Annotated in this window: 14 protein-coding genes and 1 riboswitch; of the genes, 7 read left to right on the top strand and 7 right to left on the bottom strand. The window is 60.0% G+C overall.

Annotated elements, in window-relative coordinates:
- Positions 1–12 precede the first annotated feature (12 nt).
- On the top strand, positions 13–1,548 hold the full coding sequence (locus AC1Z36_RS17580; RefSeq protein WP_402741899.1) for a PucR family transcriptional regulator: 1,536 nt from the start codon (positions 13–15) through the stop codon (positions 1,546–1,548).
- A gap of 55 nt (positions 1,549–1,603) precedes the next feature.
- Here AC1Z36_RS17580 and AC1Z36_RS17585 read toward each other — a convergent pair whose 3' ends face one another.
- From AC1Z36_RS17585 to AC1Z36_RS17595, 3 genes are all read right to left on the bottom strand, one after another.
- Entirely contained in the window at positions 1,604–3,133 is a 1,530-nt protein-coding gene (locus tag AC1Z36_RS17585) for an APC family permease (RefSeq protein WP_402696634.1), read from the bottom strand.
- A gap of 106 nt (positions 3,134–3,239) precedes the next feature.
- Complete coding sequence (locus tag AC1Z36_RS17590; RefSeq protein ID WP_402741898.1) at positions 3,240–3,656, bottom strand: hypothetical protein; 417 nt, start codon at positions 3,654–3,656, stop codon at positions 3,240–3,242.
- Between the two features lie 136 nt (positions 3,657–3,792).
- Positions 3,793–4,359 (bottom strand): cupin domain-containing protein, encoded by a 567-nt coding sequence (locus AC1Z36_RS17595; protein ID WP_105661607.1) that lies wholly within the window; start codon positions 4,357–4,359, stop codon positions 3,793–3,795.
- Positions 4,360–4,492: 133 nt separating this feature from the next.
- Here AC1Z36_RS17595 and AC1Z36_RS17600 point away from each other — a divergent pair, with 133 nt between their 5' ends.
- The 3 genes from AC1Z36_RS17600 to AC1Z36_RS17610 all read left to right on the top strand — a co-directional run bounded on the left by AC1Z36_RS17600 (position 4,493) and on the right by AC1Z36_RS17610 (position 6,701).
- Positions 4,493–5,080: a DinB family protein gene (locus AC1Z36_RS17600; RefSeq protein WP_483561545.1), complete on the top strand. Its 588-nt coding sequence runs from the start codon at positions 4,493–4,495 to the stop codon at positions 5,078–5,080.
- Positions 5,081–5,147: 67 nt separating this feature from the next.
- Positions 5,148–5,261: riboswitch (SAM riboswitch) on the top strand.
- Between the two features lie 15 nt (positions 5,262–5,276).
- A complete protein-coding gene (locus AC1Z36_RS17605) occupies positions 5,277–5,543 on the top strand; it encodes a hypothetical protein (protein WP_105657317.1) in 267 nt (88 codons plus the stop codon).
- 54 nt (positions 5,544–5,597) lie between these two features.
- On the top strand, positions 5,598–6,701 hold the full coding sequence (locus AC1Z36_RS17610) for a VIT1/CCC1 transporter family protein (protein WP_105657316.1): 1,104 nt from the start codon (positions 5,598–5,600) through the stop codon (positions 6,699–6,701).
- 63 nt (positions 6,702–6,764) lie between these two features.
- On the opposite strand, the gene AC1Z36_RS17615 is transcribed toward AC1Z36_RS17610, so the two are convergent.
- On the bottom strand, positions 6,765–7,955 hold the full coding sequence (locus AC1Z36_RS17615; protein ID WP_483561546.1) for an LOG family protein: 1,191 nt from the start codon (positions 7,953–7,955) through the stop codon (positions 6,765–6,767).
- Between the two features lie 86 nt (positions 7,956–8,041).
- On the opposite strand from AC1Z36_RS17615, the gene AC1Z36_RS17620 reads away from it, so the two are divergent.
- From AC1Z36_RS17620 to AC1Z36_RS17630, 3 genes are all read left to right on the top strand, one after another.
- Positions 8,042–11,389: an SNF2-related protein gene (locus AC1Z36_RS17620; RefSeq protein ID WP_483561547.1), complete on the top strand. Its 3,348-nt coding sequence runs from the start codon at positions 8,042–8,044 to the stop codon at positions 11,387–11,389.
- A 60-nt stretch (positions 11,390–11,449) separates the two neighbouring features.
- On the top strand, positions 11,450–11,836 hold the full coding sequence (locus AC1Z36_RS17625; protein ID WP_483561548.1) for a hypothetical protein: 387 nt from the start codon (positions 11,450–11,452) through the stop codon (positions 11,834–11,836).
- A 575-nt stretch (positions 11,837–12,411) separates the two neighbouring features.
- A complete protein-coding gene (locus AC1Z36_RS17630; protein ID WP_402735722.1) occupies positions 12,412–13,953 on the top strand; it encodes an MFS transporter in 1,542 nt (513 codons plus the stop codon).
- A gap of 78 nt (positions 13,954–14,031) precedes the next feature.
- Here the strand turns inward: AC1Z36_RS17630 and AC1Z36_RS17635 are convergent, their stop codons facing one another.
- The 3 genes from AC1Z36_RS17635 to sucC all read right to left on the bottom strand — a co-directional run bounded on the left by AC1Z36_RS17635 (position 14,032) and on the right by sucC (position 16,907).
- Complete coding sequence (locus AC1Z36_RS17635; protein WP_146112345.1) at positions 14,032–14,421, bottom strand: hypothetical protein; 390 nt, start codon at positions 14,419–14,421, stop codon at positions 14,032–14,034.
- 394 nt (positions 14,422–14,815) lie between these two features.
- Positions 14,816–15,718: a succinate--CoA ligase subunit alpha gene (gene sucD, locus AC1Z36_RS17640; protein ID WP_105659138.1), complete on the bottom strand. Its 903-nt coding sequence runs from the start codon at positions 15,716–15,718 to the stop codon at positions 14,816–14,818.
- 16 nt (positions 15,719–15,734) lie between these two features.
- Positions 15,735–16,907 (bottom strand): ADP-forming succinate--CoA ligase subunit beta, encoded by a 1,173-nt coding sequence (gene sucC, locus AC1Z36_RS17645; RefSeq protein ID WP_105659137.1) that lies wholly within the window; start codon positions 16,905–16,907, stop codon positions 15,735–15,737.
- Between the last annotated feature and the right edge of the window lie 129 nt (positions 16,908–17,036).

The raw sequence follows: 17,036 nt of genomic DNA on the forward strand, positions 1-17,036 counted from the left end.
ATAATTTACCCAATGATCACGCTTTTGCAGCTGGGCACGGAGTTGGGCACCGAGTTCTTCCCTGCCAGCACCGGAACCTTCCGCGCCCAGCCGGTCAGCGGGGTGCATGTCTCTGAGTTGGAAGATCCCACCACCTATCTGGACGGCGGCGAGCTGCTGCTGACCACCGGCATGCCATTCGCCGCGAGCGAGGAAGCTTCCCGCGCATACATGCGCCGGCTGCAGGACAAAAAGGTCTGCGCCCTGGGGCTGGGGCTGGGTCCATGGCTTCGCACGGTGCCCGAGCACGTCATCGCCGCCTGCGACGCTGCCGGCATAGAGCTGGGGATCGTCCCGGACCAGGTGCCCTTCCAGAACATTTCACGGGCATACTGGCGCCTGGCCTCACGTGATCAGGCTTCGAACCTGATGGGTTCCTTGGGCACGCAGACTGCCTTGGCGCGTGCCGCCGTACGCCCGGATGCCATCAATGCAGTCGTGCGGGGCTTGGCTGAGGCAGTGAACGGCTGGGCCGCCTATCTTTCCGTCGATTCCCGGCCGGCGGCCTGCTACCCGGCATCCGCCGAAGCGTTCCTGGGCGAACTCCGCCACGAGTCCATGCGCTTTCGGCGCAATGGCATGCCCTCGGCGTCCACCTTCGAGGTCCAGGGCCACGAAGTTGCGCTCTATCCCATCCTGTCCGGAACCACGATCCACGGATATCTCGGAGTTGCCGCCGGGCGCAGGCCGACCAAGGCCGACCGGCAGATCATCATGACGGCCTGCACGTTGCTCTCCTTGCGCGCCAGGCAACGGGAATTGGCTGCCAGCACGAATAACGCGCTCAGCTCGGCCACCGCAAAATTGTTGCTGCATGGCCAGCCCGAGGCGGCACGCCTGGTCGGGGAAGAAGCCGGATTGGGCAGAATACCTGTTCGTGTGCGAATCCTGCTGTACCGGGCAGGTGCCGATACCGATGCAGCAACCGCACTTCATGCGCTGCCCTCGCTGGCGCGCCCCGCCGCATTGCCCGATGTCGCCGCAGCGGTACGCGAGTGCCAGCTTCACTACGAGGACGGCGCCGAACATTATTTGATACTTCCCGAACCCGCAGACAGTTCCGGCAATGGCGAGGCAGTGGCACCGCAGGCTGCAACCGCAACGGGCCCGATGGCGTGCGGGCGATTCGATTCCCCCGCACCCGAAGTCCACGCCGTGCTCTCCCAACCATTGAACTTGACCGAGATCCCTGCCAATTTGCCTGCCCTGCGCCAAGCGCTGGACGCTGTCCCGTTCGGGACCATGGCCTGCGGCGCCCCGGGCTTCGATGCCAGCGCAGAGACCTGGGTCAAGGCCCTCGCAGCGTACGCGCGCGCCGATCTGCTCTCCGCGGTCACCTCCTACCTGCGCCATCGCGGCCATTGGGAAGAAGCCTCCCGCGAATTGGGCATCCACCGAAATTCCTTGCGCCACCGCATCACCGTGGCCCAGGAATTGCTTGGCGCCAATCTCGATGATCCGGATGCCGCCGCCTCGCTCTGGCTGGCCCTTCGCCGGGCACAGAAATAGGCACGCCGCAGTCTCTGCAATAGCCAGATCCCGCGGCGTGCCCCAGGTGCAGCCGTCAGCCCTTGAGCCGAGTCCGGCTATCGTGCGGCGCACTGGCGCGTCGCGTTGCTGCGGCGTCCGGGCCGGTGGCACCGAGCTTGGCTTGCTGGCGGATGCTCAGCTTCTGCAGCAATTCCTCTTCCGCGAATTCGCCCGGCGCAATCCCGCGTGGCACCCGCAGCAAGAAGGCCATGCCCAGGATCCACCAAGCGGCGAAGAGCAGCCACGGCTGCCACCCGATGGCCGCCGGCATTCCCGGAAGATACAGCGAAATCAGGCCGGCGCAGAAGACCACCGACAGTACGCCGATGACCTTGCCGCCGTTTCCCGCACCGCCCACGCGCAGCGGGCGTTGCATCTGCGGTTCGCGCTGGCGCAGAATCAAGAACGCCACGCCCACCAGCAGGTAGGCGATCACGATCGACGGCGAACCGGAATCCACCAACCATCCGAGCATGGCGGTGCCGAAGAATGGAGCCAGAACGGAGAGACCGCCAATGAACAGCAGTGCATGGCTCGGTGTGCGGTACTTCGGATGCAGGTAGGCAAACCAGCGTGGCAGCATCCCGGAACTGGCCATCGCGTACATCAGCCGCGAAGCACCCATCAGCAACGAATTCCACGAGGTGAGGATGCCGGCAATGCCGCCGGCGATCAGTACCTTTGACATGATTTCGGAATTGAACAGTGCCCCCATCGCGTCGGCAGTGGCAAGTTCGGATCCTGCGAGTGCCGAAGCGCCCATTCCCGAGGCGGTGGCCAGGATGATCCCCACATACCAGGCGGTGGCGATCAGCACCGAAATCACCACATACTTGCCAATTTTTCGCGGGGCGATGTCGCATTCCTCGGCGGACTGCGGGATCACGTCGAAGCCGACGAACATGAACGGCACCACGATCATCACGCCGAAGAAGCCGGCCACCCCGTTTTCGAAGAATGGTTCCATATTCCTGCTCTCGCCTCCGGTGAATGCGCCAGCAAGCAGCATTGCGCCGATGACGAAGAGGAAGAGCACCACGAAGGTCTGCACTACACCGGCGGTCTTGATGCCCCGGATGTTAATCCAGGTGATCGCTATCGCACCGGCGACACCGACCAGCGCCCAAGTCAGGTAGACCTCTGAGCCAGCGATCTCCCATAATCTGATCTGCGAAAGCTCCGGGAAGAGATAGAGCACGGATTTGGGCAGTGCCACTGCTTCAAAGGCCACGATCGTGATGTAGCCGCCGACGATGGCCCACGAACCGGCAAAAGACCAGCGGGCGCCCATGGCGCGCAGCAAGTAGTTGTGCTCACCGCCTGCTTTCGGCATGGCCGCAACGAGTTCGGCATAGGTCAGGCCGACTACTGCCATGATGCCACCGCCAACCAGCATGGCCAGCGTGGCTCCGAACGGGCCGGCGGTGGTGATCCAGTCGCCGGTGAGCACGACCCAGCCAAAGCCGATCATCGCGCCCACGCCTATGGCCAAGGCGTCCCAGCGGCCGAGGACCTGCTTGAGGCCTGGTTCTGCGGTGTGGTTCTTCGCGGTTTTTCCTGACATGGCAACCCCTTCTGGAAAGTTGGTCAGGATCACACTATGCAAAAACGCGCTTAAGGGTATTGGATGTTTTGACTACATTTCAGGCTATTTTGCCCAAATCGGGAGGCTAGGCCTCGCCGGAGCGCTTCTTGCTGGTTTTCACCAGCGCGCGGTCGACCTCGTGAATGCCCAGGCAGAAGCCTGCGGACATGACCAGCGATTTGATAGTCAGTTCGGAAAGGTCATCAGCTACGTACACCAGCTGGATCGGTCCGGCCAGGACCAGCAGGACACCTGTCCACAGCACATACGCCCACGAGGTGCGCGCCTGCGCCATCACCGGGAAGCGTGCCCGTCGGCGAATCGTCCGCACGCCAATGGTGACAATGACGACGGCCAGAATCGCGGCGCCAATGAAGAAGAAATTGCGTTGGGTGCGGATCCAGGTCAAGGTGGTGCCAATAAGAACGCCGAAAAGTATCGAAGCCCACCAGCTGATACTGCGCAGTTGATCTTGCGCAGCGGTTGGTTCGCCTGTCCTCACGCCTCTCCCATCACTGATTGTCCCGAGCGCCCGGAACAACGCATCGTTCCTAGAATACGCGGTTCATCTCCCCGCAGACGAACGCGCAGCCGCACTGCGCATGCCGTGCCATGGCAGCAAGCGCAAGGGATTGGCGTCATGAGAGGATCAGCGTCCAGGTAACCACGGCAACCTCATCAGAATCGTTTTCCCAGCTATGCGGTTCACGCCCGGGGAAGGTGATCGTATCGCCTGCTTCGAGTTCTACGCGCTGATCAGGCAATACCAGGATGAATTTTCCAGCGATCACGTGCAGCACTTCCAGCTCGCAATCCACCGAATACAGCTCCGCTTCACCGGTGCCCTTGGGCGCAATCTCGGCGCGAATCATCTGCACCCGCTTCTCGCTGCGCGGCGTGACCAGCTGCTCCGTGATGCCGTCACCGCCCAGGGAAACACGGGGTGCCTGCTCCAGTCGGACCAGTTTCGTTTCAGGAACCTCGAAGAGGGTACCGACCTCCATGCCCAGCACTTCGCACAACCGCAAAAGAGTGGAAACCGAAGGGCTGGTCAGGTCGCGCTCCACACGCGAGAGGAAACCCTTGGTCAGTCCGGATAGCTCGGCGACCTGGTCAATGGTCATACGCTGGGTCTGGCGCACCCCGCGCAGCCTCGCACCGATATTGATCGCGGCACCGGTTGGTTCAACTGGCAAGGTTTTCATCGTTTGGCTCCTCGACGTTTTCTGCAGCAACAACCGCAACCACTTTGGCTTCAAGGCCTGCGGGGCAAGTTTACCAATGGTAAACACACCGCGCCCTCTACCGCGAGACTGCAGCGCTCACTAGACTCTGCCCATGGACAGCACCAAGGACAAGCTCTGCGGGTACCTGAACGACGCGCGCGAGAATGCGATCTACAAGGCAGAAGGCCTCGCCGAACACCTGGCACGCACTCCGCTCACCCCTACAGGCACCCATATCCTGGGAGTACTGCACCATTTGGCGATCAATGAATACGAATATTTCGGCACCTGCCTCAAGCGCAGGGCCGATGACCGCTACGTTCGCGAATTCATTGCGCCGCATGATCCCGACGCGGATTTCCTCCCGCCAGCAGATATGGATGCGCAACAGCTGATCGTCCTGTATCGGAAAGCCATCGCCTTCGCCGATGAAGCCATCAGCGATCTGCCCCTGGACTGTCCCGTAGAGGTACCGTGGTGGGGGCCAGCTGGCAAAACCACCTTGGATCACCTGCTCATCCATGCGCTCGCCGAAACCTCCCGGCATGCAGGGCATCTGGATATTATCCGCGAGCAGCTCGATGGCCGCGCTGGCTGGACCGCGCAACTGGATCTGCTGCCCGACTACACCGCGGGGCAATGGGCCGAACAACGCGAGAAGCTGCAGCAACTGGCCAATGCCTTTGCCCCGGGCAGCTGAGCCGCAGTCATATTACGCATTCGGACTTCACCGCGCCCTGCCGCCGGCGGTACCATCGGAAATGTTGCTTCACGAGACGCGGCGCCAAGCTCCGACTGGCCGCGCACCAACCCCAAGTTCATGGGTGGTTCGGATGAGGAAGCGGTCCGCGCACCAACAGGTGCACGGGCAAGAGCTCGCAAGAGAGTTGACCTCCATGGCATATCCGATTCTGCCCGTCATCGACCGCCAGACCGGCCAAGTGCAGTTCAAGGCCGAGGGGCGCTGGCGCACCCGCTACGTTGCAGATCCGCTCAGGCTTGAACGGCTCATTGCCCGTTGCGCCCGCAGGCCGACCTATGATCCGGCCACTTCTGAATTGCAGCTGGTGCTGCCGGTAGCCGGAAATCCCGCGGGCAAGAGAATTGCTTTTAGCCTTGCCAAATTCCCAAGTGCAGGAGCCCTGACTAAACTGGGTGGTTGATCCGATCCACGGGTTTCATTGGAAAATCCATGTTCCAGGAGAGTCATCGTCGCGATGCCACAGCACCCAGAAACCGAACCTACCAAAGCGCAGATCCAGCGATGGCGCAAGTATCTCGCTGATGAAGTCGCCGAAGGCTCCATCTACAGGGCCCTCGCGGAAAAGAAAACCGGTCAAGAACGGCAAATCCTGCTGGGCCTTGCAGAGGCGGAAGCCCGCCACGAATCCCACTGGCGCGTCCTGCTCGGCGAGCATTTCAAGGAAGTCCGCCCGTCGCTGCGACGCACCATGCTGCGTTTCCTGGCATTGCATTTCGGTTCGGTCTTCGTGCTGGCCATGGCCCAGCGCTCCGAAAGCAGTTCGCCCTACCGCGACGACAAGGACGCCACCGCGCAGATGGCGGCCGACGAACAGGTCCACGAAGAGGTCGTCCGGGCGCTGGCTACAGCAGGCCGTGCGCGCCTTTCGGGCAACTTCCGCGCTGCGGTCTTCGGCGCCAACGACGGGCTGGTTTCCAACCTGGCGTTGATCATGGGTATCGGTGCGACCGGTGTTTCAGCGACCTTCGTGCTGTTCTCCGGTGTTGCCGGTTTGCTGGCCGGCGCACTGTCCATGGCAGCTGGCGAATACGTCTCGGTGCGTTCCCAGCGCGAGCTGCTGACCGCCTCGCGACCAACCCAGGTCACGCTAACCGCCGCCCCGAACCTCGATCTGGACGCCAACGAGCTGGTGCTGATCTACAAGGCCCGCGGAATGAGCGATGAAGATGCAGCGCACCGGGCCGCAGAACGCATGGGCCTGTTCACCTGCGATTGCAACCCCGACTTCTCGTTGAACCCGGAAGGCCGCGGCGAAGAACTCGAGAAGGAGCACCAGGAACTGGGGTCGGCCACCGGCGCGGCGGCCACCTCGTTCATCCTTTTCGCTTCCGGCGCGGTCGTGCCGATCCTGCCTTATATCCTTGGGCTCTCCGGCATGACCGCGATCCTCGTCTCGGTAGTCCTGGTAGGCGTGGCCCTGATGATCACCGGAGGGATCGTGGGACTGCTTTCCGGTGCCTCCCCGCTCAAGCGCGGCCTGCGCCAGCTAGCCATCGGCTGGGGCGCAGCGGCCATCACCTACTGCTTGGGCCTGATCTTCGACGTCAGCATCGGATAGCAGCCTGCTGCGATTCGAATGCCGGTACAGCTTTGGCTGTACCGGCATTTTCCATGCCGTGCTCTAGCTGTTCTCCGGCCGCCGGGTACGCCGGCGCAGGGTTTGCATGCTCTGGATGAACTCCATCGCTTCTTCGGCGGTTTCCACCAGAGCAATCTTCTGTTCCATGACACGGTCCTTGGCCAGGGCCTGAAGCAGCGGCCAAGCAGGCAGATCCCTCGTCCAATAGTCCCTGCCGATCAGCACCATCGGCACCACGCGAGCACCGGTAGCGTAGTAGTTTTCGCAGGCATCCTGGAAGATTTCCTGCACCGTGCCGGCGGCCCCGGGCAGAACTACCAGCCCGCCGTTGGACTGCTCCAGCAAAATCGCTTCACGAATGGAATTGGTGAAGAACTTGGCAATCTGGGTGGCAAACAGATTCGGCGGCTCGTGGCCGTAGAACCAGGTTGGCACGCCCAGGGACTGCCGCTGGCTCGGGAAACGCTCCTTGACCATCTGCGCAGTTCTCGCCCAGCCGGTGCGCTGATGGATCGCATCTGGCGCTTCGGCCAGCATCTGCAATGCCGTAGCGACATCTTCTTGCCCGTAATCGGCCAGCCACGCACCGGCGTTGGCGGCTTCCATTGCGCCGGGGCCTCCACCGGTGGCGACCGCGTAGCCGGCCCGGGTAATCATGCGCCCAAGCTCCAAAGCTTGCGCATACTGCGCAGTGCCCCGGCTCATCGCATGCCCGCCCATCACCCCGATAATCGGGGTTTCCTTGAACGTGCCCTCGTACACCGCCGAGACCAGCGCCTGGCCAATGTGGTGATCATGCAGGGTTCTTGCCAGCGCATTGCTATCGCTATCGGAATTCACCGCTGCATGCTGCTGGGAGTACGCGTAGATCTTCGCATCAGGCACTTGCTCGTAGGTCTGCGTCCGGATCCCCGAGTACAACTCATGCGGCGAATACAAGCCGCGAGCCACCGTCTCGAAGGGAAGCTCCTCCCCCGAGCTCATGCACAGCCCGCCAGTGGCTTGCACGATCTGCGCTCCTTGCGCGGAATACTGGCAATCGATGAATAGCGCTTCGGAAAGATCCAAGGATTCCAGCACGGTATCCCGTTCGCGCAGATCAACACGGTGCACTCGCCAGCCTTTTCCGCGTGCGCGGTGGGAAGCCAGCGCTTCGGCTGCGAGACGGTCGAATTCAACGAGCGTCGTTATGTTCACTGCGCGTGCTGGAAGGTAGGGCCACACTTGGGACATGCGTCAACGCTACGTCATAGATAGTGATTATTCACAGAAAGGCCCTTCAACTTTCGCGAAGGCCCGGAACGTGAAACGATGAGAGGATGATTGAATCTGTTCCACCAACCATTGATGCCCGCCACTTATTGGCTTTTCTGGGCAACGTTCCTTTCTTCTATGGAAAGAACCTGGCTGCAGAAGCAAATTCCGTGGTTGACGTGGAATTCGACGAAAGCACCCACCAGATCGAAGGCACCGTCACCGATTCTGGCGAAGAATACTCCCCGATGATCCAGGTCCTCATGGACGGTGGAGAGTGGAAGATCGAATCGTGCGAGTGCACCTGCGACGCACCGGGCATCTGCTCGCACATCGCGGCACTGGCTATTGTCTCCAACAAGATCGCTTCCCAGCCACGCCCCGTGCCTGCCCGGGAAGAGAAGCCGAACACAGTTTGGTCGCAGCAAATCGATTCATGGTTTGAAGAGTCCGAGCCGGGCCCGGCCGATGGCCTGCTTGGTTCGCAGCACGATCCGGTAGTGCCGATGGCGCTTCAGTTCCTGCTCTTCGATTCGAAGGACGCCACCCAGCAGCAACAATGGATGCCGACCGGAACCATCCCGCACCCGACCCGCAATAAGCGCTTCCGCTTGGGAGTGCGCCCAATGGTTCGCAACACCGAAGGCCGTTGGGTTCGTGGCCAGCTTCGCTGGACCACCCTGGGCTTCAAGACCTACGGCTGGAACCTGCTGCGGGCGCAGCACCACTGGTTTACCCGCTTTGCCTCCATGGCGCGCAGCGACAGCCAGCTGCAGTTCAAGGTGGATGAAGACTGGCTGTTCCTGGACGAGTACGCTTCCGAGCTGCTCTGGCCACTGCTTGACCAAGCTGATGAGCTGGGAATTCCGCTGATCACGACCCGATCCGAGCAGCGCGTGCGCATCGTTGCTCCAGCCAGCTTCAGCATGCAGGCCTCCCTGGATGAGCAACGGCTGCAATTGGACGGTGTCCTGCACATTGCAAACCAGGATCTCATTCTCGATCCGGAGGCACCAAGCGGTGTCATCGCCGAGCATGGTTTCTATGCCCAGTTGGCTCAGCCTGATGAGATTTGGCTCGCGCCAAGTGTTGAGCCGATTCCTGACGCGCACCGCCGCTGGTATGTTGACCGCCGTCCGGTCACCGTGCCTAGGCCGGAGATCAACGATTTCTTTGAATCCTCCTACCCGCGTTTGGCCCGCCGTTTCGAGCTGCGTAGCGTTAGCGACGAGCTGGAATTGCCTGCTTTGAAACCGCCCTATGTGCAGGCGACCGTGGTCTACAAGCGCGAATTCAACGAGAATAACGAACCGAACGACACCGCCGCGCTGGACTTCCAGATCCTCTACCCGGGGATCCCTGGCGACCAGGAAGTGTATGACCTTGAGGCCGAGGAACTGCTTCAGGCCGCAGTGCATGAAGTTTTCCTGGTCCATGAAGAAAGCGGCAATCCCAACTTGTCGCCGAAGTTCTACGCCCGCGATGACACCATCGATTTCGTCACCGAGATCCTCCCCGCGCTGGAACGCATTCCTGAAGTCAAGCTGGTTGAGAAGGGCACCCGGCCGAAATTCCGTCAGCTGCGTGAACTTCCTCAGCTGAAGATCAATGCCGTGAATCATGAACGGACCGACTGGCTGGACCTTGGCTTGCTGATCACCGTGGGCAACCACGAGGTTCCTTTCTCGCAGATCGTCGAGGCCATGAGCAATGGCCAGATGAAGCTGCGCCTGCCGGATAACACTTGGTTCTCGTTGAACCACCCCATGTTCGCCAAGCTCAAGGCGCTCGTTGACGAGGCGCAGGCAATGAATGACAAGCCGAAGGAGGGAGACCTGAAGCTTACGGTCTTCCAAATCTCATTGTTCGAAGAACTTGATGAGATGGCTGAAGGCATTGACGGCGCGGACTTGTTTATCGCACGCATGCGTTCACTGCTCAAGGTCGCTGAAGCCCACCACGCGCAGGTGCCGAACACGCTGAACGCCCAATTGCGCCCTTACCAGGTTGAAGGGTTCCACTGGCTCTCTCGCCTGTACGAAGGCGGATTCGGCGGAATCCTCGCCGATGACATGGGCTTGGGCAAGACCTTGCAAACGATTGCCCTGATTCTCCATGCCCACAAGCTCTGGGCCGATCCGCAGGCATGTGCTCAGCTGCCCGCAACCCAGCGCACCCGTCTGCCGTTCTTGGTTGTCGCCCCGAGCTCGGTGGTTTCCAACTGGGAAATGGAAATCAACAAGTTCGCCCCATCCTTGCGGGTAGTCAGCGTCGAGGGCACCTTGCCTTCGCCACGGCAGCTGAGGGAACTGGCCGAGAATTACGATGTCATTCTCACGACCTATACCCTGTTGCGTCTGAACGACGAGATTTACGAGGCGCAGCGCTTTGCCGGCTTGATCCTCGATGAGGCGCAGTTCGTGAAGAACAAATCCACCAAGGCCCACCGCACCGCGGTGAACCTGCAGACCAATTTCAAATTGGCCGTCACTGGCACCCCGATGGAAAACAACCTTTCCGAGCTCGGTGCTTTGCTGTCGCTGGTTGCTCCGGCATTGTTCCTGAACACAACACGCTTTAATCGCCAATTCGCCCGCCCCATCGAAGTGCTGGGCGACAAGGACACCCTTGCATTGCTGCAGCATCGCATCAAGCCATTCATGCTGCGCCGCACCAAGGAATCCGTGGTGCTGGATCTTCCGGCCAAGCAGGAGCAACAGCTTCTGGTGCGCCTTTCCGAAGAGCACCAGCATGTCTACGACACCCATCTGAACCGCGAACGCCAGAAAATCTTGCACCTGGTTGAAGATCTGGATCGCAACCGCTTCACCATTTTCCAGTCGCTGACCCATCTGCGCATGCTGGCCCTGGAGCCTTCATTAGTGGATCCAGCGCTGTCGGACGTACCTGGTTCAAAGCTGGAAGCACTCTTCGACCAGCTCGATGATGTGGTGGGCGAAGGCCACCGTGCGCTGATCTTCAGCCAGTTCACCTCGTATCTGAAGGTGCTTGCCGACAAGCTGACCGAGCGTGGCGTGAAGTTCGTTTACCTGGACGGCAATACCCGCAACCGCGCCAAGGTCATCGAGCAGTTCAAGGAAGGCGAAGCTCCGCTGTTCTTGATCTCCTTGAAAGCCGGCGGATTCGGCTTGAACCTGACCGAAGCGGACTACTGCTTCTTGCTGGATCCATGGTGGAACCCAGCCGTGGAAGCCCAGGCTATCGACCGTACGCACCGCATCGGCCAGACGCGACAGGTGATGGTGTACCGAATGATTTCGCAGGGCACCATCGAAGAGAAGGTTGTGGCGCTGCAGGAAAGCAAACGCAAGCTGATCTCGACAGTGATGGATGAAGCCGATGGATTCTCCAAGGCCTTGACCGCCCAAGATATCCGAGGACTGCTTGAGTAACAGGTTGATTAAATCCGCCGTATTAGCAGGCGGCGCTCAGTAAAACCCTGTATATTCGAAGTGACCGATGATGTGCGCTACGCCACACATAGTGCGTTCATCGGGCAAGCGCCCAGACGGATCCTCGTCCGGGCGATACGAACGACAAAGGCGGTAATAACCGTGTCCCTGATTAAATCGGAGACTCTCAGTACCCCCGATGATGACTGGATGAGTGCATCGGTGAGTATCAACAACGATCGTGTGGTGATTGAAACCGAACAGGAACGCCTGTCCCTGGAAAACGACCGGCTCCTGGAAAAGATTCGCAGAGTTCTGGCGTCTCCGCTCGAAGAGATTTTCTATAACCCGAAGCACCGGATGCTCCTGATTCCGGGCGCGTTCGCTGCCATCGGCTCTTCATTCCTGAGAGTTGATACTGAAGCTGCTGCCGGCCTCCGCGGCTAGCCTGCTTCGACTACATGCCCCAAGCTGCCCACCAGCAATCTTGGGGCATTTTTGTGCCCTGTGGACTGAGCGCCAACCGCTGCTGAACAGCGTGCGTTTTTTACCGTCGGAAGCCCCCATTTGCCACCGGATTCAGGACCTTCAAGTGCACCGTTTTCGCGTTGTTTCGCTGATTTCCAACCCCTGGCGCTCCGAGTCCTTCGACACAATTTCGGCTTTTCGCGCACCTCGATCCACAACTTGGCCAATGGCTCGTTTGCCCCATGCTTCCGTGGGTATTCGGCGGTAGGTCCACGCAGGATTCGGCTGCTCCCATGGGCACGCATACGCCCCTGGAGAGCCCCTCGATCAGGGAATTAATCCAATTTTTGGTAAACTTAATGATTGTCCGCTTAAGCGTTTCATCGCTCAATGCCGGTTTTTCGCCGGATTTTTGAGTAGAAATCTATCGATTTCGACGAGTCACACGGCGACCGCAACCAGCTCAAGGAGCAGCTATTTCGCTCCTCATTCTTGTGGATGAATATGGTCGCCGGCACCGGGACAAGATCAAGAAAGATATGAGGAGTGAAACTATGGAAGCAAAAAACACACGGAAGCAGCGATTCCTGAGGAAACGCCGCCTGAAGGTAGAAGACGTCAACGTCGTCGATAATTCGATGCTCAAGAAAGCCATCGGCGGTACCGTCGTTGGCAATTTGATGGAATGGTACGACGTAGGTGTCTACGGCTATCTTGCAGTAATTATCGGCAAGCTCTTCATGCCCGACACCGTCGAGCCTGCAATCCAAACCCTGTTCAGCCTAGGCGTATTCGCTGTCACCTTCGTCGCGCGCCCGCTTGGTGGCGTGATTTTGGGCCAGCTGGGTGACCGAGTAGGACGCCAGAAGATTCTGGTCTTCACCCTGCTCATGATGGCAACGGCCACGTTTGGCATCGGAATCCTCCCGGATTACTCGGTATGGGGTGTAGCAGCACCAATTCTCCTGGTCGTGTTGAAGCTTGCCCAGGGCTTCTCCACTGGCGGCGAGTACGCCGGTGCTACTACGTTCATTACCGAATACGCCCCGGACAAGCGTCGTGGATTCTTCGCCTCGCTGCTGGATCTAGGTTCCTACATGGGCTTCGCCCTGGGTGCCGCCTTCGTCTCCATCCTCCAGCTGACCCTGAGCGACGATGTCATGGAAGGCTTCGCATGGCGCATTCCATTCCTGGTGGCCCTTCCACTGGGTGTTATCGCACTGTGGTTCCGCGCCAAGATCGAAGACACTCCAGCCTTCAAGGAAGCCCAGGAAGCCGCTAACCGCGCGAGCGAGGACGCACGGAGCGCTGCCGATGCCCCGAAGGGCGTCATCGACCTGGTGAAGGCCTACTGGCGCGAATTGCTCACCGGCTTCGTACTGGTATCGGCTGCCAACACCGCCGGTTACGCACTGACCAGCTACATGCCTACGTACCTCACCGAGACGCTGGAATACGATCCGGTGCACGGCAATCTGCTGACCCTGCCGATCCTGGTGGGCATGTCCTTGTGCATCCCGTTGGCGGGCAAGCTTTCCGATAGCGTGGGCCGTCGCAAGGTCCTGTTCATTGGTTCGGTTTCGGCCATCGTCCTGGCTATCCCGGCCTTCCTGTTCATGATGCATGGCCAGATCTGGTCCACCCTGCTTGGCCTTGCGCTGCTGGCTGTCCCGGTAGTCTTCTACGTTGCCAATCTGGCTTCGTCGTTGCCAGCGCTGTTCCCAACCGCCTCGCGTTACGGTGGCATGGGCATCTCGTACAACTTCGCCGTAGCCATCTTTGGTGGCTTCGCGCCGTTCATCATGCAGGCGTTGGTGACCCTGACCAAATCCTCCCTGGCTCCGGCCTTCTGGGTTATGGGCACCTCGGTCGCGGGTTTCATTGCGGTCTGCTACCTGCGCGAATCCGCTCGCAAGCCATTGCCCGGCTCGCTGCCTTCGGTCGCGTCGGAAGCGGAAGCCATTGAGCTAGTTGAAACCCAGGACGAGAACCCTGACCTCGATGTCGAAGCGCTCTTCGAGCAGGTTCCTGAATTGGAAATGAACTACCAGCAGGAGATTGCAGACGCCGAGGCGGAGCAGTCCGAGGCTAGATAGCCTCGCAATAGGGTTAAGCGATGGCGGAGCCGGTTCCAAGCGGAACCAGCCCCGCCATTGTTGTATCCGGCTCAACGGCTAGGAGGATTGGCAGTAGGATTCATAGGCTGCTTGCGCAGCCCATTGAGCCATCGCATCCAGCCTCAGCTTGCAGTCAAGGATTCCGAATTCGGAGTCGGACCAGGTATCGAAGACCAGCGTGTAGCGGCTCTGCTGCTCGTTGAGGCATTGAACGCTATATGTGTAGGTCACGGGACGCGCTGCCCAGTAGCCCAGAAGCCCCGCAGACTGGTCGGAGCTTCTGATCAACGATTCCAGCCCGTCACTGGCATCGTAGGGCTCTTCGGCGACAGTGGTTTCGGAGACGGCGCTGGCTGCCATGAGCACTTCATTGACGTTGTCCCACTTGGGACGAGGGCTGAAGCTGATAGTCGAGCCGGTGGGTGCGTCGATCAGAGTTTGGCGCATCTGCTGATCGTGGAACCGGTCGACCCGGATCAGCTGCGGTGCGCCACGCAACTGACCGCCACTGGCAATGTACGGTCGATCGCAGGAACTTGCCGTTTCGGGGCTCAAAGGCATCGGCCCCGTACTTTCGCCGACCTCCGGGCTCGTGCATGATGCCAATGCCAGGGATAAGCACGCTAGTGTTGCCCAGTAGCTTCTCCGCATCATCGGCAATCCTTTTTCATTAGACCCTGGAACCATATATTCTAATCAGCTTATGAGTGCATCAGCGGTTTGACTAGAAGATTTCAATTAAATGCGAAACGGTCGCCGCTTTTCCTGAAGATTCAGGAGAAGCGGCGACCGTTCGTTTCCGGCGTATGCTCCAGGGCGTCAGCCCTGGTTCAGCGTCAGCTTAGAGAGCTGCGTAAACTTCGCGCAGCAGCACAGCAGTCTCCGAAGGAGTCTTGCCGACCTTGACGCCTGCAGCTTCCAGTGCTTCCTTCTTCGCCTGGGCGGTGCCAGCCGAACCGGAAACGATGGCGCCTGCGTGGCCCATGGTCTTGCCCTCAGGAGCGGTGAAGCCAGCCACGTAGCCAACAACTGGCTTGGTGACGTTGGCCTTGATGTAATCAGCAGCGCGCTCTTCAGCGTCGCCACCGATTTCACCGATCATGACGATGGCCTTGGTCTCTGGATCAGCTTCGAAAGCAGCCAGGGCATCGATGTGGGTGGTGCCGATGACTGGGTCGCCGCCGATGCCGATTGCGGTCGAGAAGCCCAAGTCGCGCAGTTCGTACATCATCTGGTAGGTCAGGGTACCTGACTTGGAAACCAAGCCGATTGGGCCCTTGCCGGTGATGTTGTTCGGGGTGATACCAACCAGTGCTTCACCTGGGGTGATGATGCCTGGGCAGTTAGGGCCGATGATGCGGGTGATCTGGTTGCCGTCGGCGTCAACCTTCGACTGTGCCAGAGCCCAGAACTCAGCGGAGTCCTGTACTGGAACACCTTCGGTGATGACTACAACGAGGCCAACTTCGGCCTCGATAGCCTCAACGACTGCGTCCTTGGTGAACTTAGGTGGGACGAAGACGATCGATACGTCTGCGCCGGTCTCGGCCTTGGCCTCAGCCACGGTGCCGTACACCTTGATGTCCTGGTCACCGTGGGTCACGGTGGTGCCGGCCTTGCGGGCGTTAACGCCGCCAACAATGTTGGTGCCAGCCTTGAGCATCAGGGCGGTGTGCTTGGTGCCTTCGCCGCCGGTGATGCCCTGGACGATGACCTTGGAGTCCTTGTTCAGGTAAATGCTCATTGTTCGCTTATCCCTCTTACTTCGCTGCGTTGGCGAGCTCGGCAGCCTTGTCGGCGCCCTCATCCATGGTTGCTGCCAGGGTGACCAACGGGTGGTTGGCCTCGGCCAAGATGGCGCGACCCTCTTCAACGTTGTTGCCGTCCAGGCGGACAACCAGTGGCTTGTTCGCTGCGTCACCCAGGGTGTTCAGCGCACCAACGATGCCGTTTGCGACAGCGTCACATGCGGTGATGCCACCGAAGACGTTGACGAAGACGGACTTGACCTGTGGGTCATTCAGGATGACGTCAAGGCCGTTAGCCATGACCTCAGCCGATGCGCCACCGCCAATGTCAAGGAAGTTAGCAGGCTTGACCGAACCGTGGTTCTCGCCAGCGTAGGCAACAACGTCCAGGGTCGACATGACCAGGCCAGCACCGTTGCCGATGATGCCTACTTCGCCGTCCAGCTTGACGTAGTTCAGGCCAGCGGCCTTTGCCTTGGCTTCCAGCGGATCGGCTGCGCCCTTGTCCTCGAGCTCTTCGTGAGCCGGGTGGCGAACCTCAGATGCGTTGTCGTCCAGGGAAACCTTGCCATCCAGTGCAACGATGTCACCGGCACCGGTCTTCACCAGTGGGTTTACCTCTACGAGGGTGGCGTCTTCTTCCTTGAATACAACCCAGAGCTTCTGGATGGTGTCTGCAACCTTTGCGCGCAGCTCTTCAGGGAAGTTAGCTGCCTCAACGATTTCAGCGGCCTTCGCGGCATCAATGCCGACGATTGGGTCAACGGCAACCTTCGCCAGAGCATCCGGGCGCTCAACTGCGAGCACCTCGATCTCCATGCCACCTTCTACCGAGCACATGGCCAGGTAGTTGCGGTTTGCACGGTCCAGCAGTACGGAGAAGTAGAATTCCTCAGCAATGTCGGCGCCCTGAGCGATCATGACCTTGTTTACGGTGTGGCCCTTGATGTCCATACCGAGGATGTTGGAAGCGTGCTCAAAAGCTTCGTCGGCGGTCTTAGCGACCTTGACGCCGCCAGCCTTGCCACGGCCACCAACCTTGACCTGTGCCTTTACTACAACAACGCCGCCGATCTTCTCAGCTGCGGCTTTTGCTTCTTCCGGGGTGTAAGCGACGATACCGGCAAGCACGGGAACGCCGTGTGCCTCGAATAGATCGCGCGCCTGGTACTCATACAGGTCCACGGGTTTGTGTCCTTCGTTCGAAGTTCATGCTGACTCGCGGCACGGCCACAGACCGAAATCCATGCCATGCCAAAGAGAGCGCACCGCAACTACCGGGACGTCGTTAGGCGCCGTAGCCCGTGCGCACCT

It is taken from the genome of Glutamicibacter sp. BS14 (genome assembly GCF_056934375.1).

Coding starts and splice junctions, on each gene's coding strand:
- AC1Z36_RS17620 (WP_483561547.1), top strand. CDS start 8,042: ATGATTGAATCTGTTCCACCAACCATTGATGCCCGCCACTTATTGGCT.
- sucD (WP_105659138.1), bottom strand. CDS start 15,718: ATGAGCATTTACCTGAACAAGGACTCCAAGGTCATCGTCCAGGGCATC.
- AC1Z36_RS17595 (WP_105661607.1), bottom strand. CDS start 4,359: ATGAAAACCTTGCCAGTTGAACCAACCGGTGCCGCGATCAATATCGGT.
- AC1Z36_RS17580 (WP_402741899.1), top strand. CDS start 13: ATGATCACGCTTTTGCAGCTGGGCACGGAGTTGGGCACCGAGTTCTTC.
- AC1Z36_RS17610 (WP_105657316.1), top strand. CDS start 5,598: ATGCCACAGCACCCAGAAACCGAACCTACCAAAGCGCAGATCCAGCGA.
- AC1Z36_RS17605 (WP_105657317.1), top strand. CDS start 5,277: ATGGCATATCCGATTCTGCCCGTCATCGACCGCCAGACCGGCCAAGTG.
- AC1Z36_RS17600 (WP_483561545.1), top strand. CDS start 4,493: ATGGACAGCACCAAGGACAAGCTCTGCGGGTACCTGAACGACGCGCGC.
- AC1Z36_RS17585 (WP_402696634.1), bottom strand. CDS start 3,133: ATGTCAGGAAAAACCGCGAAGAACCACACCGCAGAACCAGGCCTCAAG.
- AC1Z36_RS17615 (WP_483561546.1), bottom strand. CDS start 7,955: ATGTCCCAAGTGTGGCCCTACCTTCCAGCACGCGCAGTGAACATAACG.
- AC1Z36_RS17630 (WP_402735722.1), top strand. CDS start 12,412: ATGGAAGCAAAAAACACACGGAAGCAGCGATTCCTGAGGAAACGCCGC.
- AC1Z36_RS17635 (WP_146112345.1), bottom strand. CDS start 14,421: ATGCGCCAAACTCTGATCGACGCACCCACCGGCTCGACTATCAGCTTC.